The sequence below is a fragment of the Acididesulfobacillus acetoxydans genome (assembly GCF_902729405.1).
Taxonomy (GTDB): Bacteria; Bacillota; Desulfitobacteriia; order Desulfitobacteriales; family Desulfitobacteriaceae; genus Acididesulfobacillus; species Acididesulfobacillus acetoxydans.
The window spans coordinates 1,949,066-1,971,002 of the sequence record NZ_LR746496.1 but is presented as its reverse complement, the minus strand read 5'-3'; the positions used below and the strand labels follow the sequence as shown (position 1 = coordinate 1,971,002).

At 55.0% G+C, this 21,937-nt stretch carries 18 protein-coding genes; 3 read left to right on the top strand and 15 right to left on the bottom strand.

Going from position 1 to position 21,937, the window contains the following annotated elements; genetic code table 11:
* Position 1 precedes the first annotated feature (1 nt).
* Both MNU25_RS08670 and MNU25_RS08665 read right to left on the bottom strand, forming a co-directional pair.
* The gene (locus MNU25_RS08670; RefSeq protein WP_240984706.1) at positions 2-481 is read right to left on the bottom strand and encodes a (2Fe-2S)-binding protein; all 480 of its coding nucleotides are present in this window, start codon (positions 479-481) and stop codon (positions 2-4) included.
* Positions 478-1,377, bottom strand: a complete 900-nt coding sequence (locus MNU25_RS08665) for an FAD binding domain-containing protein (protein WP_240984705.1) — start codon at positions 1,375-1,377, stop codon at positions 478-480. The genes MNU25_RS08670 and MNU25_RS08665 overlap by 4 nt, the downstream gene beginning before the upstream one ends.
* 209 nt (positions 1,378-1,586) lie before the next feature.
* Here MNU25_RS08665 and MNU25_RS08660 point away from each other — a divergent pair, with 209 nt between their 5' ends.
* Positions 1,587-2,144 carry a hypothetical protein gene (locus MNU25_RS08660; RefSeq protein ID WP_240984704.1) on the top strand — a complete coding sequence of 186 codons (558 nt, stop codon included), beginning with the start codon at positions 1,587-1,589 and terminating at the stop codon, positions 2,142-2,144.
* Positions 2,145-2,241: 97 nt separating this feature from the next.
* Here MNU25_RS08660 and MNU25_RS08655 read toward each other — a convergent pair whose 3' ends face one another.
* The 9 genes from MNU25_RS08655 to iorA (MNU25_RS08615) all read right to left on the bottom strand — a co-directional run bounded on the left by MNU25_RS08655 (position 2,242) and on the right by iorA (MNU25_RS08615) (position 13,649).
* Positions 2,242-3,813, bottom strand: coding sequence for a class I adenylate-forming enzyme family protein (locus tag MNU25_RS08655; RefSeq protein ID WP_240984703.1), 1,572 nt, complete (start codon positions 3,811-3,813; stop codon positions 2,242-2,244).
* A 182-nt stretch (positions 3,814-3,995) separates the two neighbouring features.
* Positions 3,996-4,847 carry a 3-hydroxyacyl-CoA dehydrogenase family protein gene (locus MNU25_RS08650; protein WP_240984702.1) on the bottom strand — a complete coding sequence of 284 codons (852 nt, stop codon included), beginning with the start codon at positions 4,845-4,847 and terminating at the stop codon, positions 3,996-3,998.
* A 54-nt stretch (positions 4,848-4,901) separates the two neighbouring features.
* A complete protein-coding gene (locus tag MNU25_RS08645) occupies positions 4,902-6,299 on the bottom strand; it encodes a LeuA family protein (protein WP_240984701.1) in 1,398 nt (465 codons plus the stop codon).
* A gap of 372 nt (positions 6,300-6,671) precedes the next feature.
* Positions 6,672-7,742: a 3-isopropylmalate dehydrogenase gene (locus MNU25_RS08640; protein WP_240984700.1), complete on the bottom strand. Its 1,071-nt coding sequence runs from the start codon at positions 7,740-7,742 to the stop codon at positions 6,672-6,674.
* The gene (locus MNU25_RS08635; protein WP_240984699.1) at positions 7,732-8,259 is read right to left on the bottom strand and encodes a LeuD/DmdB family oxidoreductase small subunit; all 528 of its coding nucleotides are present in this window, start codon (positions 8,257-8,259) and stop codon (positions 7,732-7,734) included. The genes MNU25_RS08640 and MNU25_RS08635 overlap by 11 nt, the downstream gene beginning before the upstream one ends.
* A gap of 97 nt (positions 8,260-8,356) precedes the next feature.
* On the bottom strand, positions 8,357-9,616 hold the full coding sequence (gene leuC, locus MNU25_RS08630) for a 3-isopropylmalate dehydratase large subunit (RefSeq protein ID WP_240984698.1): 1,260 nt from the start codon (positions 9,614-9,616) through the stop codon (positions 8,357-8,359).
* A gap of 19 nt (positions 9,617-9,635) precedes the next feature.
* Positions 9,636-10,988, bottom strand: a complete 1,353-nt coding sequence (locus tag MNU25_RS08625; protein WP_240984697.1) for a phenylacetate--CoA ligase family protein — start codon at positions 10,986-10,988, stop codon at positions 9,636-9,638.
* A gap of 301 nt (positions 10,989-11,289) precedes the next feature.
* Entirely contained in the window at positions 11,290-11,895 is a 606-nt protein-coding gene (locus MNU25_RS08620; protein WP_240984696.1) for an indolepyruvate oxidoreductase subunit beta, read from the bottom strand.
* Complete coding sequence (iorA, locus tag MNU25_RS08615) at positions 11,895-13,649, bottom strand: indolepyruvate ferredoxin oxidoreductase subunit alpha (protein WP_240984695.1); 1,755 nt, start codon at positions 13,647-13,649, stop codon at positions 11,895-11,897. Before iorA (MNU25_RS08615) ends, MNU25_RS08620 begins: the two co-directional genes overlap by 1 nt.
* Positions 13,650-14,266: 617 nt before the next feature.
* Between iorA (MNU25_RS08615) and MNU25_RS20290 the strand changes: the two genes are divergently transcribed.
* A complete protein-coding gene (locus MNU25_RS20290) occupies positions 14,267-14,371 on the top strand; it encodes a symporter small accessory protein (RefSeq protein WP_338077731.1) in 105 nt (34 codons plus the stop codon).
* A gap of 14 nt (positions 14,372-14,385) precedes the next feature.
* Positions 14,386-15,963: a sodium:solute symporter family protein gene (locus MNU25_RS08610; RefSeq protein ID WP_240984694.1), complete on the top strand. Its 1,578-nt coding sequence runs from the start codon at positions 14,386-14,388 to the stop codon at positions 15,961-15,963.
* Positions 15,964-16,106: 143 nt separating this feature from the next.
* On the opposite strand, the gene MNU25_RS08605 is transcribed toward MNU25_RS08610, so the two are convergent.
* The 4 genes from MNU25_RS08605 to MNU25_RS08590 all read right to left on the bottom strand — a co-directional run bounded on the left by MNU25_RS08605 (position 16,107) and on the right by MNU25_RS08590 (position 21,616).
* Complete coding sequence (locus MNU25_RS08605) at positions 16,107-16,694, bottom strand: indolepyruvate oxidoreductase subunit beta (RefSeq protein WP_240984693.1); 588 nt, start codon at positions 16,692-16,694, stop codon at positions 16,107-16,109.
* Positions 16,694-18,421, bottom strand: a complete 1,728-nt coding sequence (iorA, locus tag MNU25_RS08600; RefSeq protein ID WP_240984692.1) for an indolepyruvate ferredoxin oxidoreductase subunit alpha — start codon at positions 18,419-18,421, stop codon at positions 16,694-16,696. Before iorA (MNU25_RS08600) ends, MNU25_RS08605 begins: the two co-directional genes overlap by 1 nt.
* 43 nt (positions 18,422-18,464) lie before the next feature.
* Positions 18,465-19,658: a thiolase family protein gene (locus tag MNU25_RS08595; protein ID WP_240984691.1), complete on the bottom strand. Its 1,194-nt coding sequence runs from the start codon at positions 19,656-19,658 to the stop codon at positions 18,465-18,467.
* A 188-nt stretch (positions 19,659-19,846) separates the two neighbouring features.
* Positions 19,847-21,616, bottom strand: coding sequence for an acyl-CoA dehydrogenase family protein (locus MNU25_RS08590; protein ID WP_240984690.1), 1,770 nt, complete (start codon positions 21,614-21,616; stop codon positions 19,847-19,849).
* Between the last annotated feature and the right edge of the window lie 321 nt (positions 21,617-21,937).

The following is a 21,937-nucleotide window of genomic DNA, read 5'->3' as shown; positions in this document are numbered from 1 at the left end:
TTCACCCCTCCCCCTCAGCCATTTTTTCCGCCGCCCCGGCGATTGACTCGACAATCTTTTTATAACCCGTACAGCGGCAGAGGTTTCCGGCAATTCCCAGCTTTATTTCTTCCTCACTGGGGTGGGGATTGCGGTCGAGCAACGCCTTGGCCGATAAGATCATACCTGGAGTGCAAAAGCCGCATTGCACCGCTCCATGCTCGACAAAACTTTCCTGGATTGGATGCAGCTTGTCTCCTTCGCTTAAACCTTCAATCGTTTGGATTCTCCTTCCCTGGCAAGCCACCGCCAAAGTCAGACAGGAGAGGATGGGACGGCCGTCCATCAATACGGTACAGGCACCGCAATCTCCCTGCCCGCACCCTTTCTTGGTCCCTGTCAGCCCGACTTTCCTGCGAATGACATCGACCAAAAGGTCACGCGGGCTCACCGCCAGGTCAAACTCCTGCCCGTTAATGTTGAGCGTAATCAACTTCTTCATTCCGCTCCAACCTCCTTCCCGGCTCGCACCCGCTCGTAAGCTTTGGTGACTGCCCGGCGCACCAGAACCTCCACAACCTGCCGCCGGTACTCCGCGGAAGCCCGAATGTCGGTGATCGGGCTTGCCTGGGCCGCCGCCAGGCGCGCAGTTTCTTTGATCATCTTATCCCCCAGCTTGCCGCCGGTCAGATACATTTCCGCTTTTTCCGCTCTAAAGGGTGCCGGAGCAACCGCACCCAGGACAATACGCGCCTGGGCACAAGTCTCGAGGTCCGGCTCTAATACCAAATAAACCGCCGCGTTTAACAGGTCAATTTCCATCGCTCCCCTAATACCCTGACAAAGGTAGACACTGGCCCCGCGGGAAAGCGGTTCCGGCAGGAAAAAGCGGACCAGTATTTCTCCCTCCCGCAAAGCCGTCTTCCGGTTCCCCAGAATAAAATGCTCCAGAAGAATCTCCCGTTCACCGGCAGAGCCAGCCAAAGTCACTTTCGCACCCAGAGCCACCAAGGCCGGCGGAGTTTCCGCCGCCGGCGATGCGTGGCAGCTGTTCCCCCCCAATGTCGCCATACCGCGCACCTGTACGGAGCCCAATTCGTCAGTTGCTTCGGCCAACGCCCGCCATTGGGCGCGGATAGCGGCTGTTTGCTGAACTTCGTCAACCTTGGCAGCCGCGCCGATGACCATGCCCTCTCCGGGAAGACGGCGGATCCCTTGAAGCTCTTGCAGGCGGGAGATATCGACCAGCACCTCGGGCTTAAGCAATCTGTCTTTCATTATGACCAACAAATCCGTTCCCCCCGCCAAAATCTTGGCTCTCTCCCCGTATCTCGCTAACAAAGCCAGAGCCTCGGCCAACGTTTCTGGCGCCAAATACTCAAATTCCGGCAAGAACACCGCATTCCCTCCTTCGTTATCATACCTTGATGAAACCCGGTTCCTTTTTTTCAGACGCCCCGGGTTTTGCACCTGGGCGGGCTCTTACACCTTGCCCGATGGCCGTGCATTGACCGAGACGGATATGGTATAATTTGAGTGCGCCTTACGGCAGCCACAGCCGCTCGACGCCATTCGAAGCAAATTCAGCGATCGGGGTGCAACACAGGGTGAATCCAATCACGCTTTTCCTTGAGCAAAAAATAACCGCGCTTGAGCAGGGCCATGAAAACGCCCGGCAGGCAATCGCATTCCTCGTTAGCCAGCTTAATCAGCACCAGGATAAAGAGATTTTCTTTTTCTTCGTGGACAAAGTCCTAGCCTCTCCCCCCAAAGACACCCATGTTGTAAAAGTATTCACCGACTGTTATCAGCTTTTCGTTTTCCAGAGAGAAGGTAATCCTCGGCTCATCCGGACTCTGATATTTTTCAACGGCAAAGTCTACGATAATTTTCTCATCCGCCTTGATGATGAACGGAAATTATGCGAGCTGGAAGACATCGACATGGGGGAAATCAAAAACCACGGCATCGCTTCCGTCTGCCTTAAAAACCTGGAAACCGTCCTGCGCCAAACGCACAGCGCCAACCGGATCATCGCCGGCTTAGCCCCCCGTGATTACGAACGCCGCCAACACTTATACTACTTTTATCAGAGCAAGAACGGCTACGAAATCAGGCGCCCGGTCAGCCGGACTTCCTGGGGACTGGTCGAGAAAAGACTCTGAAGCAAGCTCAGACCTGGACTCTCTCTGATCTGAAAGATTCACGCTCTGGCATCCGCCAGAGGGACACCTGACCTGCAGACTGTGCCGTCCCGCGAATTCAGCCCGTCTCTGCGTCGGACTGAGAAGTCGCCTTGAGTGAACGCTTCAAAATCTTGCCGCTCATATTTTTGGGCAGCTCGGGCAGGAGCTCGACCAGGCGCGGCACTTTGTAGGCTGCCATTTTTGATCGGCAATAGGTGATAATTTCCTCCGCCGTCGTCTGCTGCCCGGGTCGTAACGAAATAAACGCTTTGGGGATTTCTCCCTTGACCGGATCCGGGAGCCCGACAACCGCCGCCTCCAGGACGGCGGGATGGCTGTAGAGGACTTCTTCCACCTCGCGCGGATAGACATTATACCCGCCACAGATAAGCATGTCTTTCTTGCGGTCCACGATGTAAAAGTAGCCGTCCTCATCCCTGCGTCCGAGATCCCCGGTGTGAAACCACCCGTCCGTAAAGGCTTCCCGTGTCGCCGCCGGCATTTTCCAGTACCCCCTAAAAACTCCCGGCCCCTTGACCACGATCTCTCCGACATCCCCGCACGCCACTTCCCGGTTACCGCCGTCCACAACCTGCACTTCCCAATCTTCCGCCGCCGGACCGATCGACCCGGCCTTGCCATGACCCAGCCGCCCATAGGTGCAGGTCGAACTGGTCTCCGTCGAACCGTAACACTCACAGAATCCCACCTGAAACGTCTGCTCGATCCGCTCGATGTACTCGGCAGGCATAGCCGCACCCGCTGCCTGGGCAAAACGCCATGATTGCAAATCGTAAAGTTCAGGATGGGCCGCATACGTTTGCAGCATGTAAATGTACATCGTGGGGACACCGGCAAAGTGCGTGACGCGGAAGCGGGAAATCAGTTCCAAAGCTTTATCCGGAAAAAACCTGGGCATCGTGATTACGGCCGCTCCTTTGTAGATCGGACCCAAGACCGTAAGGACAAAAAAGATGTGGCAGAAGGGTGTTCCTGTCAAAAACCGATCTTGATCGTTAATGTGCAGTGTGTAGAACGCGTTGAGCTTGGCGTTGTCGGAAAAGTTGCGGTGAGTGAGCATAGCCCCTTTGGGCTGCCCGGTCGTTCCGGAGGTATAGAGTATAGTCACCACGTCATCCGCTGCGCAGTCAACAGCCGCCAGGACCGGTTCACCCGCACCGAGAAGCTTATCATAGGAAAGAACCGGGAAAGCGGCCGAGAAGACAGCTGTGGAATTGGAGCCGGACGCAGCCCGCGCGGGAACAACAATGAGGTGTTTCAGGGTGGGTAACTCCCCGACCACACCCACGACATTTCGCAGAGGCTCCCCGTCTAAACAGACTAGAGCCGTGGCTTCGGAGTTGTTAATAATATAGGTTATCTCCGCTCCTTTGTACATGATGTTAAAAGCTACGGCGATAGCCCCGATTTTAGCGATGGCGAAATAAACCACCAAGTATTCCGGCGAGTTGGGCAAATAGATACCCACCCGATCTCCTTTCCTGACGCCGAGACCCTGCAGAGCGTTGCCCATGCGATTGACAAGGGTATTAAACTCCTTCCAACTCCAGTGAACGTCTTCTGAGATCACCGCGCTATTTTGCGGAATCCTGAGCGTATTTCTTTCCAATATCTCGGCGAGATTCATGTCAGACTTCTCCTCCTTTCTCTGTCGGTTTCGCCCTTCAGGTGCCCTCCGTCCGTGGTCCGTGCCCCCGAACCGAAAGTCGGCGTTCGAGCCTGGCGCTCTGAGATGCTTGCGCGGTCACTTGCGCCATTGATGGCGCGAGTGACCGGCATAGCGTTCGACTGTCTTCTAACTTCTGGTTTTTACCCTTGGTAAAAGCCGCCGCCCGTTTTTTTACCCAGTTTGTTGGCCCTGACCATCTGCTTAATGATTTGCGGTGCCGCGTATTGGTTATTGCGAAACTCATCGGCAAAATACTCCATGACGTGATAACTGATATCCACCCCGGTAAAATCCATCAATTCAAAAGGACCCATGGGATAATTTAAGCCAAGCTTCACCGCCGTATCGATGTCCTCCACCGAAGCCACCCCTTCTTGCAGGAGGCGGGCCGCTTCGATAAACTGAGGAATCATAATGCGGTTGACGACAAAGCCCGGTGAATCCTTTTTTACTTCGATGGCCGTCTTGCCGAGGGCTTCGGCCAAGTCCCGCGCCTTGACGATTGTCTCATCCGAAGTCTGCATTCCCCGAATCACCTCAACCAAACGCATGATTTGGGCCGGGTTAAAGAAGTGCAAGCCGCAGACTTTATCCGGGCGTTGGGTCACGGCTGCGATAGCCGTAATGGACATGGAGGACGTATTGGTGGACAAAATCACCTCCGGACGGCAAAGCCGATCCAGAGCCTGAAAAACCTCTTTTTTCAGGTCCATATTCTCCAGAACCGCTTCTATGACAAAGTCGGCCGCCGCCAGATCCTCAAGTTCGGTTGTTCCCCGCACCCGCGCCAGAGCAGCCTGGCGCTCGGCAGCGCTCATTTTGCCCTTTTCCACCGACCGGGCCATAAATTTGTCCATGGTCTTTAGCGACCTGTCCACATAGCTCCTCTCAATATCCCGGATGACCACATCATAGCCGGCCATAGCGGCCACATTGGCGATGCCGGTTCCCATGGCTCCCGCCCCGACAATTCCTATTGTACGAATGCCCATAGTAAAATCCTCCCTCCGACAAACACTGTCACCCATAGGGAGACGCTCCCTTGGCTAGGCTCCTTTGCTCTGCCCTGCTTTCCCCAGCCGGACTGCGGTCTGCAACAGGTCCTGATCCGTCAGTCCGATGGAGTTCAAAGTCTTATGGTAAATGTGAATGAGTTTTTGCAGCAAATTGGTAGAGGCCTTCTCCTCGCGCAGGCGTTTCATCTCCACCGTCACCCGCTGCACGAGCTCCGGATCGAGCAGCACTCCCGCCTCGTCCAACTCCTTTTTCATACGCTTGAGAGCGAACTCAATAATCTGGCTCCCCGAGTGCTTGCCGTAGACGAAGCGTTGGGTCTGCCCCACCAGTTCGGAGGGAATGGCTTCGTAAATCCGCCGGTCTACCAAAACCCCGGCGGTGTGAATCCCGCTCTCGTGGGTGAAAACCTGAGGGCCGATAATAGGCGCATGGGCCTGGATGGGGATGCCCGAATAGCTTTCCACCAAACGATACAGGTCGTTAAGGAGATGGTACTTAAAGCCGGGGATATCAATGCCGTAGAGAATCTTGAGCGTCACCACCACTTCATGCAAGGGGGCATTCCCCGCCCGTTCGCCATAACCCGCTACGGTCGTGCAGAAAGCTTTCGCCCCGTTTTTGATGGCTGTAACAGTGTTGTAACTGCCTAAACCAAAATCGTTGTGAAAATGCACCAAAAGAGGCACTTCAGGCACCGCCTGCACCAAGCGCGAGATATAATACTCCGTCGCCTCCGGCGAAAGGGTCCCCACCGTGTCGGGAAAAGACGGGCGCGTCCCGCCGGCCACCATACCACGGCGGTGGAGTTCCGCCACGTAGTCCACATCCGCCCGGGAGCCGTCTTCACCGCCGAACTCAATGGATTTGACGCCCTTCGAGCGGGCATAAGCGATCGCCTCTTCCATCATTCGGATATTGGCCTCCCTGTACCAGGCAACCGGTGTTTCCAGCCACTTTTCGTCAGAGATCCCTTCCCGGTGCAACAGGGTTTTGCCGATTTTATATTTGGTATGCAAATCCGAAGCCGAAGTAAAAATAAAGAAAGTAACCTCTTCGGGTGAGATATTGATCCCCTGCAAAACCTCCAGAGTCGCGTCGATATCTTTGTGATTACAGCGGCACATCACCACAATTTCCAGGTCCGGCCGCAGCTCACCCCGGCGTTTGGCTTCCATGATGAGCCGCAGGGCTTTTTGTTCGGAGGCCGATACCCCGGGAAAGCCCACATCAACAATGTGTACGCCGATCTCACTGAGCATTTTGATAATCTCTACCTTTTGCTCCGGAGTGTAAGCGACCCCCGGCATCTGTTCGCCGTCGCGCAGGGTGGAATCATAGATACGCAATTCCTTGGGATCAGGGAATTTAATTCCCCCCGTAAAATCCAGGGGACCGTGCAGCAGTTGTTCAATGGGTTCTCGCAGCATAATTTTCTACCTCCTCATATTTGGCTAATCCTTGAGCTCTTAAGCCGGGCTAAGCCTCTGACTGCCCAAATCGGGCTGAATCACCCGACTCTTCAGTCGATTACCAACCTTCAGATATGTTCGGTGCTCAGCTTCAGCCTCTCAAGCTGTTGCTCAGCCCCCCTTGTCAGGTCGGTTGCCTAACTCCCGCCTTAGAACCGGTTGCCTAACTCCCGTCGTCGGGCCGGCCGCTTAACTCCAGCCTTCGAGCCGGTCCCTTAGCTCCAGCCTCGGAGCCGGTCCCTTAGCTCCTCTTCCCCTTGCTGCCACCTTTGAGAACACCAACTACCATCCTGCATCTATCTATCTCGACCTGACCCCCAGCAGCGTGGATCAACCTAAAGCTTCCCGCACCAGCTCTCCCACCCGGCTGGTGGAAAGTCCCGAATCCGCCCCCAGCGACTGAATCTTGCCCGAGGTAAGAGCGGCCTGCAACGCACTTTCGATCCGGGCGGCTGACCCGCGTTCACCCACATAATCCAGAAGCATCCCGGCGGCCGCGATGGCCGCCATCGGATTTACCACCCCTTTACCCGCGTATTTGGGCGCTGAGCCATGGATAGGCTCAAACATAGAGATTTGTCCGGGGTGAATGTTTCCGGAGGCCGCCACACCCAACCCTCCTTGAATCATAGCCCCAATATCTGTGATGATGTCCCCGAAGAGGTTGCTGGTGACGACGACATCGAACCATTCCGGATTCTTCACCATCCACATGCAGGCCGCGTCAATATAGGCGTGTTCCTTCTCAATATCCGGGTACTCCTCCCCGACTTCGGCAAAAGTACGGGTCCACAGATCCATGGGCCGGATGGCGTTAGCCTTATCGACCATGGTGACCTTCTTCTTCTTGTTGCGCCGCCTCGCCAGATCGAAGGCGTAACGGATGGCCCTTTCCGCTCCTTTGCGGGTAAAGACCATTTCCGCTATGGCCACCTCGTCCGCTGTCCCCTCTTTAAAAATCCCGCCGATGCCGGTATAGGCATCCTCCGTGTTTTCGCGCACTACCACTAGGTCCACATCTGCCGGCGTTTTGCCTTTAAGCGGACAGAACTGTTCCGCATAGAGCTTAATGGGGCGCAGGTTGATATACAAATCAAGCCCGAAACGCAAGCCCATGATTACCGGTTTCTCGATAAAACCCGGCTCTAGGCGCGGATCTCCCAAAGCGCCCAGATAGATGGCATCCAGAGTCCGGTATTCCTCCAGAATGGCTTTAGGCATGGTTTCCCCCGTATCCAGATAATGCTGGGCCGAATAAGGATAATAGGTCAATTCATAAGTGAATCCATCCTTACGGGAGACATCTTCCAAGACTTTGAGACCCTCTGCGATAACCTCGGGACCCACACCGTCTCCCGGGATGACCCCGATCTTGTAGTTTCTCGCCTGCCTACCTGTCATTTCCCTGCCCCCTCAAACGTTCCCCGGCATATTGGAGTAAGCCGCCGGCCCCGATAATCTTTTGCATAAATTCCGGAAAAGCCACCGCTTGTAAGGATGTTCCGTCACTCAGATTTACAACCGTTCCCGTATCCGGATTGATCCTGATACCCTGCCCCTGCCCAAAACAGCGGGCTGCGTCCGGAAGCTCGAAAATCGGCAACCCGATATTGATGGCATTACGGTAAAAAATGCGGGCAAAGAAAGGAGCCACAACTGCCGCCACTCCGGCGGCTTTCAGACAAAGCGGAGCCACCTCGCGGGAAGAGCCACAGCCAAAATTAGCACCCGCCACGATTACGTCCCCCGGCACGAAACGGCCGGCAAAGGTTGGATCAAAGTCTTCAAAGACATGTTTAGCCAGTTCATCGGGGTCTGAAATGTTGCAGTAACGTCCGGCTATGATCAGATCGGTGTCAATGTCACGGCCGAACTTCCACACGTTTCCTTCAATCATGCTCTTTCCCCCTTCAGCCATGCTCTTTCCCCCCGAGTCATGCTCTTTCCCTCTTCAACCATGCTCTTTTCCCCTGAGTCATGCTCTTTGTTCCTCAAAGCGGGGTTCTGCCTTCCCGTCAAAGTTCCTGCGGTCCGCTGATTTGGCCTGAGAGCGCCGACGCCGCGGCTACCGCAGGGCCTGCCAAGTAAACCTCGCTTTGCACGTGCCCCATGCGACCCACAAAGTTGCGGTTAGTCGTAGAGACGCAGCGCTCACCTTCGGCCAAGATTCCCATATGCCCGCCCAGGCAGGGGCCGCAGGTGGGGGTCGAAACCACACAATCCGCTTGAATAAAGGTTTCCAGCAACCCTTCTTGCAGAGCTTGCAGGTAGACCTTCTGTGTCCCCGGAATCACGATACAACGGACCCGAGGATGGACCTTTTTGCCCTTCAGGAGTGCCGCCGCCACCCGCAGATCCTCAATCCGCCCGTTGGTGCAGGAACCGATGACCACTTGATCGATCGGAAGATCGCCTGCCTGAGCCACCGGCTTGTTATTGGAAGGCAGGTGCGGAAAGGCCACCTGGGGTTCGATATCCGCCAGGTCGAAAACAATCGTTTCCGCATACTCTGCCTCCGCATCGCTTTGATAAATCGTGTAGGGCCGTTCCGTGGCAGTGCGCACATAACTTTCCGTCTTGGCGTCGACGGCAAAAATGCCGTTCTTCGCGCCCGCTTCGACAGCCATATTGGCCATCGTCAATCTCTCTGCTACGTTTAGTTCCGCAATGCCTTCACCCGTAAACTCCAGCGCGCTGTAAGTCGCTCCGTCCACCCCCAGACGCCCCACGGCGTAAAGAATCAGGTCCTTGCCCGACACCCAGGGCCGCTTTTTTCCCCGGAATTCCAAGCGGATAGTGGGAGGCACTTTGAGCCACACTTCTCCCAAAGCCCAGGCTACGGCCACATCCGTCGACCCGACCCCGGTCGCGAAAGCGCCGACCCCACCATAGGTACAGGTGTGGGAATCTCCCCCGATGACCAACATCCCGGGCCGGACCAACCCCTGCTCCGGCAGCAGTACATGCTCTATGCCCGTCCGGCCGACTTCGAAATACAACGTCCGCTGCGCGAGGGCGAATTCACGTACCTTCTTGGCCACCTGAGCCGACTGAATGTCTTTGTTCGGGGTAAAATGGTCGGGTACAATGACAACTTTCCGGGGATCGAATACTTTCACGGCACCTTTGATTTTGCCAAATTCCTCAATTGCCACAACCGCCGAGAGTTCGTTGGCCAAAACCAAATCCACTTTGGCATTGATGATTTGACCCGGATGCACCTCAGACAACCCGGCATGGGCTGCCAAGATCTTCTCTGTCATCGTCATAGCCATTGTTATTTCACCTCCCGTTTCAATGATTTAAGTCCCGCATGTCAACCACACGCTTGGCTTTGCCTTCACTGCGCTGCAGGGTTTTCGGCTTCACAACCTTGCTGCGGGCGTTGATGCCCAAAGCCTGATAGAGTTCCCGCCCCAACCGTTCCTGAACCGCCGACAAAGCGGCTTCTTCTTGCTTCAACAATTCCTCCGTGCACTCCACCAGCACTTCAAAGTCATCCATGTGTGTGCTTCCCCGATCCACCACAATCACATATTGCGGCTCCAAACCGGGAATGGAAAGAATAACACTTTCGATTTGGGAAGGAAAAACGTTCACACCTCTGATGATCAGCATGTCGTCCGTCCGCCCGGTAACCCTGCGCATGCGCGCCGTGGTGCGGCCGCAGGCGCAGGGCTGCTGCAAGATAATTGTGCGATCGCGGGTGCGAAAGCGCAGAACCGGAAAAGCTTCTTTGGTCAAAGAGGTCAGGACCATTTCCCCCGGCTGACCGGGTGGAAGGACCTCTCCCGAATCCGGGTCAATCGTTTCTACCAAGAAGTGATCTTCGTTAATGTGCAAGCCATTGTGATAGGGACATTCGGAAGAGACGCCCGGGCCGATGAGTTCGGTCAAACCGTAGGTATCAAAGGCCTCGATATTTAATTTTTGCTCAATCTCCTCTTTCATCTCCAAAGTCCAAGGCTCGGCGCCAAAGAAACCGACGCGCAAATTGAGGTCCCGGGCCGCCTCCAGGCCCATTTCCGCCGCCTGTTCCGCTAAAACCAGGGAATAAGAAGGTGTGGACGTAAGAACAGTGGCTCCGAAATCCCGCCAAAGCATGACCTGCCTCTTGGTCAGTCCGCCCGAGACCGGGACGATCGTGGCTCCGACCCGCTCCGCACCGTAGTGGAAACCCATCCCCCCGGTAAAGAGTCCGTAACCGTAGGCATTATGCACAATATCCTCATCAGTCACTCCGCCAGAAGTTAACACCCTGGCTATCAGTTCGGCCCAGGTGTCCAGGTCCTTAGCCGTATATCCGGCTACCACCGGTTTCCCCGTGGTTCCGCTCGACGCGTGGAGACGAACGATCTTTTTCATCGGTTCCGCAAACATTTGATACGGATAGTTTTCGCGCAAGTCATACTTAGTGGTAAACGGGAGTTTGCTCACATCTTGAAGAGTCCTAATGTCCCCCGGAAGTACCCCCAAAGCATCCATCTTCTCTTTGTAGAAAGGCACCCGCTCGTAGCAACGTTCCACCGTCTCCCGCAGCCGTTTCAGCTGCAGTTCCGCCAGCTGCGGCCGGGGCATCGCTTCGTGCTCCCGGTCCCAAATCAGACATTTTTTTTCTTCTGCCGCCGCGTTTTTCGTGGCTTCCATTCTAACCCCTCCTCAATCATGCCAACGGGAACACCGGGTCCTATCCCCATCCCCGGATTCCGAACCGGAAACAATACGACTTGCCCCTTGCTCACTGAGCCAATGCGCCCAACCCAAGCCTCAGACCCACTTCAAACAGACTTCCCCTCTGCCTCAAGCCCGCTTCAAACCTACTTTCTCTCCCTTAACCGCGCCTTAATTCGACCTTGCCTTGTCTCAAATTAGCGTCACCTTCACCTCGCCTCTCGTTTCATCTTGCCTTCAGCCTAACGCCCCATGACGGCCAGCCGGGGCTTTTCCCTCAACCCCCGGAAGCCGCCGCCTCGACCTGACTCCGGCCCAGCTCCACCCCTGCCTCAAAGGCCTTGAGATTCACCTCCAACAGCCGCTCCGGAATCCGCCTTCTGATCACGGTTTCCCAGGCTCTGGGAGAGAGATCAAGATGCTGCGAGAGCACTCCGAGAAGAATCAGACTGCTGACGCGAACATTCCCCAGGGCTTTGGCTTCGGCAGCAGCGGGAATGAGCTGAAGCCTCAGACCCTTCCCGCTCAGGAACTCCATGATCCCTGCGGGATAGGGCTTGTACTCCCCGATTTGTCCCGGCATGATTTCCACATCGTTGATTAGGATTAAGCCTCCCGGCTTAACGTAATATCCATAACGAACCGCTTCTAATCGTTCAAAAGCGAGGAGAATGTCTGCTTCTCCCGTACGCACGATGGGAGAATATACTCCTTCCCCGAAGCGCAAGTGGCTGACCACGCTGCCACCCCGTTGAGCCACGCCGTGGACTTCCGTTTGTTTCACTTCCGCCTTTTCTTCCGCGGCCACCAGCGCCAAGACTTCGCTGGCCAAGAGCACTCCTTGCCCCCCGACTCCACAGAGAAGAACATTTGTGACAGGCATTACACAACCCCCTTTAAAACAATGGCATCGAACTTACAGGCCTGGGCACATAAAGAACATCCGGTGCAAGCGACTTCATCGATCCGGGGCTGCTCGCCCGGCAATACTCCCGGACAGCCCAAGCGCTGACAGGCTCCGCATTGGGTGCATTTGTCTTCCCGGATCACGTAAGGGGTCTTGGCCCTGTCCTTTTCGCCCCGGGCAAAAATACAAGGCCGATTGGTCAAAATCACCGAGGGTCCCTCATGCTGAAGGGCCTCTTGCAGCGCTTGGAACATTTCCTTTTGCCGGAACGGATCCGCGACCTGAACATGCTTCACTCCGATCGCCCGGATCAAAGCCACCAGATCCAAACGGGGCGCCTCCTTACCCTGCAGGGTCATGCCTGTGGCCGGGTGCTCCTGATGTCCGGTCATCCCTGTCGTCCGGTTGTCCAAAATGACGGTGGTCGTATTTCCCCCGTTATAGACGACATCGATGAGAGAAGGGATTCCGCCATGAATGAAGGTGGAATCGCCCATGACTGCCACGACTTTATCCATTCCTCCCAATTCAAATCCAAAGGCATGCCCGATCGAGGCGCCCATGCAAAAAGAAGTGTGCATCGCTCCCAGAGGGGGGAGGGCCCCCAAGGTATAACAACCGATATCCCCGGTCACCAGAACACCTGCTTTTTTCAAGGCTAAATAAGCTCCCCTGTGGGGACAACCGGGACACAATTGAGGCGGTCGGCTGATCAGGTCAAACTCGCTCGTAAAGTCCTCAACCGCTTTTTCTCCGAGCAAGGCTTGAGCCAAAACATCCGGGTTGTACTCGCCGCTGCGGGGCAGGCGATCTTTGCCGACGATGTTAGTGAGGCCCCAAGCCCGGATCTGTTCTTCCAGGAAAGGCTCCAATTCCTCGATCACATAGACCACTTCATGCCGGGCGCAGAAGTCACTGATTTTTTGCCTGGGCAATGGGTTGGTAAGGGCCAGCTTGAGGAAAGACGCCTCCGGAAAAACCTCTTTGGCGTATGTGTAAGAAGCTCCGCTGGTGATGATCCCGATCCCGCTTTTGCCCTCCTCAACCCGGTTGAACGGATAACTCTCGGCAAACGCAGTCAACCGCTCCATTTTGGCATCCAACTTAGCCCTCAGGGACTTGGCAAAAATCGGCACGACCCAATTGGGCACGTCTTTGACAAAACGGCGTTCGCCGGTGTATTCCCCACGTTCACCCAGAGCCACGATTCCCTTGCTGTGGGATACCCGCATCGAAGTACGATAAAGAACCGGTGTCGAAAACATTTCGCTCAGTTCGTAAGCCAGTTTAACGTAATCCTTAGCCTCCTGGGGATCACTGGGCTCGATCATGGGAACCTGGGCCATTCGGGCCAGATAGCGGTTATCCTGCTCATTCTGGGAACTGTACATGCCGGGGTCGTCGGCGGAGATGACCACAAATCCTCCGATTGTGCCGGCGAAAGGAAAAACCATAAAGGAATCGGAGGCCACGTTGAGTCCCACATATTTCATGGAACACAGGGCCCTTTTCCCTGAGAGAGCGACACCCATCGCCTCATCAAAAGCGACTTTTTCGTTGGCCGCCCACTGGGAACGAATCTCAGGATAGTGAGCAATATTTTCTAAAATTTCCGTACTGGGTGTTCCGGGGTAGCCTGAGGCAAAATAGACGCCGGCCTCATAAGCCCCCCGGGCGATTGCGGTGTTTCCGGCCATGAGCGTCCGCCGGTCAGGGCTTGTCAATGTCATTCTCTTGCCCTCCAATTTCTTAATGCAATAGTTTAAGGTTTATCGTGTATTCGTATGTTATCAGAAAACTTCGATATTAAGGTTAGTATCGCCACGAACAGCCAAATAGAGCTATCCAACGGTCCAAATACCGTCCTAAACGGTTGGGTATTTGTATGTTTTCATGTTTTTCTATCTATGTCTCGATAAAATGCGACACGTCAATTATGCCAGATTTAGTGCACTTTTTTAAATCCGGTTCGCTCGTCACTATACCAAAATGCGGCAAGTACCCCTGCTCCCATAGGAGTCAGCTTACATCCCGCTCCGGCTGCCATTCCGTCGCCACAAGGCCTTGCTCCCATAAGAGTCATCCCACCCAGACCGCGGGCCCCATAATAAGATTTTATGGACTTCCTGCCAAAGGTTCTTTTGACCCGGTCAAAGGTCAGAAATCCGGGTTGAGCCGCACGGTCCCAACAGGGCAACTGTCAAAAGCCGTCTCTGAACAGTACACGTTCACGTCCTTCCCCTCTGTAATAGATCAGCAGGCTCTTTACACTGGATCAACTTCTGATAGAATGAGGCTCGAAACTCCTATTCACAACCATCAGAAATATCAGAAAGGGGGTCTTAGCATGTTGGGACTAACGGACAGCGGAGTGATCGCGGCCTATTTATTAACCATTGCCAGTGCCATCCTTTGTGTCGTCTACGGTTTGCTCAATTGGAGAAAACAATAGGGAGGTAAATTTTGATGAAAATTTCCGTATTCGTAGTCATCCTGGTCCTTTACTTGGGTATTATCGCTTTCTTAAGTTATCTGGGCTACAAGAAAACACGTTCTTCCAAAGACTACATGGTAGCGGGCGGCGAAGTCCATCCCTATTTGATGGGCCTTGCTTATGGCGCCTCTTTCATCTCCACCTCCGCTATTGTTGGTTTCGGCGGCGCCGCTGGGGTCTACGGCATGAGTCTTTTGTGGTTGACCTTCGCTAACATTTTTGTCGGCGTCTTCATCGCTTTCGTCGTCTTCGGCAAACCAACCCGGGCCCTGGGTCACCAATTGGAGGCCTACACCTTCCCCGAGCTTCTGGGAAAACGTTATGATTCCGTCTTTCTCCGCCGCTATGCCGCCGCCCTTTTCTCCATCCTCATGCCCTTGTACGCCGCCGCGGTTCTGACTGGGGGAGCCCGTTTCCTCCAGGAATCCATGCACCTGAGTTTCAGCGGCGCCGTCTGGATCTTTGCGGTTCTCGTCATGGCCTTCGTTTATTTCGGTGGTCTGAGAGGAGTGGTCTATACCGACGCCTTCCGGGGTACCCTGGATTTTCTGGTCATGGCCACTCTTATCGTTCTGACCTACGTTAAACTTGGAGGAATTTCGCACGCTCACGCCCAACTGGAAGCGATGAAAAATATGGTTCCCCCAGCTTTAGCCGCCCAAGGGCATACCGGCTGGGCTTCTATGCCTGTCTTCGGCTCCCAGATCTGGTGGTTCGTGGTGTCGACTCTCATTCTGGGTGTAGGCATTGGGGTTTTGGCCCAACCGCAGCTCATTGTCCGCTACCTCATGGTTAAATCCTCCCGAGAAATCAACCAGGCCCTGATCTTTGGCGGTGTCTTCATTCTTTTCATGACCGGCGTTGCTTTTACGGTCGGCGCTCTGTCCAATGTTTATTTCAAAGACACCACCGGTAAGATAGCGATTGCCGCCGCCGGGGGCAATTCCGACCTGATTATACCTTCTTTCGTCTCCCAGGCCATGCCCTCTTGGTTGAGTTACCTCTTCTTGCTGGGTCTATTGGCAGCCGCTATGTCCGCCCTCAGCGGACAATTCCACATGATTTCCACTTCGGTCAGCTATGACCTCAATCCTAAGGCCGATAAGAACGCGAACAAGACTGTTATGCTGGGTCGTCTCGGCATCGTGGTCGGCTTTATTCTGACCATGTTCGTGGTCTTTCAGTTGCCGGGGAGCATTATCCCTATCGCAACCTCTATCTTCTTCGGTTTGTGTGCCTCTGCTTTCCTCCCCATGTACGTCGGAGCCCTCTACTGGTCGCGTTCATCCCGGGCCGGGGCGATCGGGAGCATGCTCGCCGGAACCTTAATTTACCTCTGCATGGTCCTCTTCATCCACAGCAAAGAAGCCTCCATTTTCGGGGTATCCAAAGCCCTTTTCGGCAAGAGCCCCCTCTTTGCCACTCCCCTGAACTATATTGACCCTCTGGTCGTCGCCCTGCCTGTCAGCATCGTGATCTTTGCGGTGGTCTCCCTCCTGACGAAAGCAGGGGACATCCCTCTTCCCCGTAAGAAGACGCTCACGGTCTAAACATTCCCCGGTCCTTTGGGTGACGAGGCAGGGTGGTGAAGCGACCACTGCTCTGCCAAGATTTAAATATCCGGGCCGGAAGGATGTGTTCAGGGAACGAACCCTCCGGCCTTGCCCTGCTGCCTTGCTGACAGCGGCTTTGCTCAAACAGCAGCCGCATAATCATACCCCAGGGCAAACGCTTTCCGGTTGATTTGCAAAAGCTTTTCCGGAATCCGGGCCTTAAGCGCATACTGCCAAGTTTCCTCCGGGAAGTCCAGAAAGCGGGCGCATATTCCCATGAGCACAACATTGGTTGCTTTGGCGTGGCCGGCTTCGGCCGCCAGCCGAAGTCCGTCCGCTTCCACCACCCGGCCGGCGCTCTCTCTCAGCCGCGCGATAATGTTCCCCGGATAGACGGCCGCGCCAATCAGAACGGGCAGGGGAATAATTTTCTGGCTATTGACGACGAGAACCCCATCTTTCTTCAAGTGGTGTGCCCAGCGATAGGCCTCAAGCTGCTCAAAGGCTATGATCATATCCGCCTCACCCTGGTCGATGACCGGGGAGTAAATCTCCGTCCCCACGCGTACCTGGGTGACAACTGAGCCGCCCCGTTGAGCCATCCCGTGGATCTCCGACATCTTGACCTCATACCCTTGAGCAAGGGCTGCCGTGGAAAGAATTTTGGATGCCAGAATGGTTCCCTGCCCGCCGACACCGACGAGCAGGATATTCTTGTCTTTTCCCATCAATGCGCACCCCCTTTTCTCAAAGCATTAAATTTGCAAACGTTAACGCAAAGCCCACAGCCCGTACAAAGCGCAGTATCCACGTGAACCGACCTCTTCTCCTCATCCCAAGCCAGGGCCGGGCAGCCAAGCTTCAAGCACATCTTGCAGCCCGTGCAGTCGTGAACTTCCACCGGAGGATCGACTGTCTTGACAATGAGAGCACAGGGCCTGCGGAAAATGACGACGGAGGGCTCTTGGGCCGCTACCTCCGCCTTAATGACCTCTTTGGCCTGATCCAAATCGAAAGGATCCAGTACGGAGACACGTTGAATGCCCAAAGCCCGGGCTAAAGCGACAAAATCAATCTTGGGCGCGGGCTGACCCATGAGGGTTTTGCCGGTGGAGGGATTATCCTGGTGTCCGGTCATGGCCGTGATCGAGTTGTCCAGGATGAGAACGGTGGAATTTCCGCCATTGTAAACCACATCCATCAGACCGGTGATTCCGGAATGGAGGAAGGTTGAATCCCCAATCACCGAAACAACTTTCCCGGCCAGGTCCGGCTGGGCTTTTTCCATCCCCAGAGCCCCGGAGACGGAAGCTCCCATGCAGATGCAGGTATCCATCGCTTCCAAGGGCGCCATGGTGCCCAGCGTATAGCAACCGATATCGCCGGAGACGACAAGTTTCAATTGCCTCAAGGTGTAAAAGAGACCGCGGTGGGGACAGCCGGGGCACATAACCGGCGGTCGGAGTGGAGCCTCAAAAGCTGCCGCCCGGGCAGGACTTTCACCCGTGATCTTCTCCTTTACCAGTTGGGCTGAGAATTCCCCATAAGGTGGGAAAAGCTCTTTGCCGGTACACTCAATTCCCCAAGCCCGGATCTCTTTTTCCAGGTAGGGATCCAGTTCTTCCACAACATACAGTCTTTCGACTTGGGAAGCGAAGTTTTTGATCAACTGGGGTGGCAAGGGATAGGTGAACCCCAGTTTGAGAACAGAAACGTCAGGCAGGGCTTCCCTGATATACTGGTAGGAAATCCCGGATGTAATAACGCCGATTTTCCGGTCCCTCAGTTCCAGTCGGTTAACGGGAACGGTCTCCGCATACTCTGCCAGCCTCTGCAGGCGCTCTTCGAGAACCAAGCGACGGGCCTTGCCATGAGCCGGCAGCATGACATATTTGCGGGCATCTTTGACATAAGGCCTGAGCGGACGCTCTTCCTGGTCGTTGAGCTCAACCAGGCTCTGAGAGTGAGCGATTCGGGTAGTAATCCGTAACAGGACCGGAGTGTCAAAGCGTTCCGAGATCGTCAGGGCCAAACCGACCATGTCCTTGGCTTCCTGGGAATCGCACGGTTCCAGCATCGGGATCTTAGCAAAAGCGGCGTAATGACGGTTATCCTGCTCATTCTGCGAAGAATGCATGCCCGGGTCGTCGGCGGAGACGACCACAAGCCCGGAACGGACCCCGGTATAGGCGGCAGTAAAGAAAGGATCGGCCGCAACGTTGAGCCCAACCATTTTCATGCTGACCAAAGCCCGGGCTCCGGCAATGGCGGCACCCAGTCCAACCTCGAGCGCCACTTTCTCATTGGGCGACCACTGACTGTAAACATTCGGATACTTGGCGAGGTTTTCCAGAATTTCCGTGCTCGGAGTACCCGGGTAAGCAGCGGCCAGGCGCACTCCGTACTCATAAGCACCTCTGGCAATAGCCTCATTGCCCGTCATTAATGTTTGCATGGGCTCATTCCCCCCACTTTATTGGTTCAATACGTTAATCTCCTTACGAGACTTTGACAACAAGAGCCGCACCCGTGTCGCCGGCTGCACACCCCGAGAACAAGCCATAACCGCCGCCCAGAGTCACCAGTTCCTCGACCATTTCAATGATTGAGCGGCCGGTAGTCGGACCTTGAGGATGCCCATAAACCAGTGAACAGCCGTAATTGTTCATGGTCATGACGTCAATACCCATTTCATGGGCCAAGTATAAATCATTCGCTGTAAAAGGATTATGCGTTTTAACGGCTTTAACGTCCTCAATGCCAATCCCGGCTTTTTGCAAAGCCATGCGGGCTGCCGGAACCATGGCCTCCGCCATATGCGCCTTAGCGGCGCGGGCATACCCATAAGAAAGGATTTGGATCTCAATATTCTTGTCGGCGCTCAGTTCTTGAGCCTTATCCCGCGTGCTGACAATGATCCCGCAGTTACCGTCCGCCGGATGAGTTTGAGCACCAAAGGAGTGAACCCCCCCAGGCATGACCGGTTTGAGTCGAGTTAAGCCCTCCGGAGTTGTCGGTGTAACCCCTTCGTCTTCCTCGAGTATGGCTGTTTTCTTCTTATTGATTTTGTACTCGACGGGGAACATATAACGTTTTTGAAACGCCCGCTCATCAGCCAGAGCATCCAGATACTGTTCGTAGCGCCTGAAAGTCACCCGGTCAATATCTTCTTTGCTGATCCAACCCGCTTTTTTTACCACGTTTTCCGCCGTCTCAATCATGGCGACCCCGCCCCAGGGATCTGAAGCAAAATTGTCCATCAGCCAGCTTTCGGAAATCAGTTCACCCCCGGGACCCATGGGGTTGGGCCAGACCGTGAAGGGGCCGTTGGAACAACGATCGGTCATCAAGCAGAATGAGGTTTCGTAAAGACCTGTCTCGATACCGGCGGCCGCCTGGTTCACAACCGTGGTCGAGGTGGAGCAAGCCTGGGCAATGTGACAACCCGGAATATTGGGAGCACCCATTAAAGCTGCAGCCCATGGAGCATCGTAAAAAGTGTGCAGTTGGCCAATCGTTTTGCCGAAAACGAGGTAATCGAATATTCCGGGGTCAATCTTTTTGCCGGCCAGCCACTTCTTGGCGGTCGAAGCCGCCAGTTCAACCGCATGTTCGTTTTGCAGACTTCCTTGCCAGCGGGCAAAAGGTGTGCTGTAATAACCGCCATAGGGAATATAGGCTTTGGCATACATGTGAAAACCTCCCTAATTTAGAAGTCAGAAGTGGAGACTTAGAACTGGAACCGGGAGTTAGAAGTGGCAGTTAGAAGTGAAAGTTATAAGAAGCCGGAGTCAGAGGTTGGAGCTAGAAGTCAGAGTGGACACCCAGGCCGACCGGGCGGCACCGACAGAACCCGAGATCCCCACCATTCTATATCACCCTATGTCACCACATAATGGCCCGCCGCGGAAATGGATTCCGCGACCGTCCGCCGCAAAGCTACCGTGTTGATAGGCTCATAGCGGCAGAGCGCGTTAATCTCTGCCAGCCGCTGCTCCAAATCCCGACCCTCTGTCAGCGCCGCCAAGGCCTCAGCCGCCGTTAATTTTAAGCTGCCTATACGTCCATAGATATAGCCTTCGGCCAACATTCGTTTGAGGCGCGCCCCCTCTTGACCCTCTCGCGCCCGGGCTTTCTCAGCCCGTAACCAGGCGCTTTCCATAGCTAAGGCCCCGATCGCCAGATCGGCCAGCCGGCCCAGAATCTCTTGCTGTTTTAAGAGACCGTCTCCAAGGATCTTGATCCCGCTGCCCAGTGTGAAGAGAAAGAGGTCTTTGACCGCCTGCACCAAATCGGCCGCTCCGTTTCTCGGCGGGACAGCGCTGGCCAATTCCAATTGCCTCTCCACCCTCTCCAGTCCCTCCTGTAAGGCCAGATCCCCTTTCTTGGCCCGGCGGATCAAAGTTGTGGGAATTAGGATCCGATTTATTTCATTGGTTCCTTCAAATATGCGGTAGATACGGGCATCGCGATAGAGCCTCTCAACCGGATATTCAGAGATAAAGCCATACCCGCCGTGAATCTGAACCGCCTCGTCGACCACATAACCCAGCATTTCCGTGGCCATCACCTTGTTAAGCGAACATTCCACGGCATATTCCTCACTGGCTTTAGCAACGATCGGTCCGCTCCCGCCCTGAACCCCGGTCACATTTAAATTCCGCAGCATCTCGTCAAAAAGGCCGCCTGTACGGTAAACCATACTTTCTGCGGCGAAAATAGCGATTGCCATCTCCGCCAGTTTCTCTTGGATCAGGCCGAATCCGGCGAGCGGAGTTCCAAACTGCTGACGGACATTTGCATACCCGGCCGCCAGTTCCAGAGCAAATTTGGCGCCACCCAAAGCGTTGGCCGCCAGCTTATAACGCCCCAGATTCAAAATGTTGAAAGCAACCACATGACCCCGGCCCGCTTGGAACAGGAGATTTTCCACCGGAACTTCAACATCTTCCAGAATGAGTGTGCGGGTGGAGGAGCCTTTGATCCCCATTTTTTTCTCCTCGGTTCCGGTGGAGAGCCCCGGCGCGTTACGCCCGACGATGAAGGCGCTGAATTGCTCCCCGTTCACTTTGGCATAGATGATGAAAATATCCGCCGGCCCGGCATTGGTGATAAACTGTTTGGTGCCGTTCAAAATATAGCTCTTCCCGTCCGGGCTGAGAATGGCCTTGGTTTTCGCCGCCAGGGCATCTGAACCTGAGCCGGGCTCAGTTAGGGCGTAAGCCCCAATCTTCAGGCCGCTGACCATCTCGGGCAGATATTTACGTTTTTGCTCGGGAGTTCCAAACAAGACGATGGGCAGACTCCCGATCCCCGTTTGTCCGCCATGGGTCATGGCAAACGAGCCGGCCCGGCCCATACCCTCGGCGATGACAGTCGAACTGATTTTGTCCAGTTCAAAACCGCCGTACTCTTCCGGAATATCCGCCCCCAGAAGTCCCAATTCGCCCGCGGCCAACAGGAGTTGACGGAGCAACCCCTCCTTCTGTGCTTCCAGATCTTCCATCTTGCTTAACACGTTATCTGTCACAAACCCGCTCACCATCTTCAGAATCATGCGATGCTCTTCCGTGAAATCTTCCGGTGTGAAAACTTCTTCCGGATTCGTTTGACTGAGAAGAAAACTCCCACCCTTTGCGAATGTCCCCATTCCTTTCACCTCCCGCCGTCACTTCCGCAATTCCTGACCCCCGCCCCATACTCGTTTCGGCAGGCTCTAACGACTGCTCTCATAGGCAAGCTGTCAGCAGGCGTTAGCCCCCGGTGGAGATCCAAATGCACCCGGCGGCGTGTGCGTAACGCCGCCGACGCGCCTCGTGCTTCCGTCCCCTGGTCTCTGCCTCGCACTTCCGTCCTCCGGCTTCTGACCTCCGGCTTCCGCCTCGCGCTTCCGTCCTCCGGTTTTCACCCCGTGCTTTCGTCCTCTGGTCTCTGCCTTGCACTTCCGTCCTCCGGCTTCTGATCTCCGGCA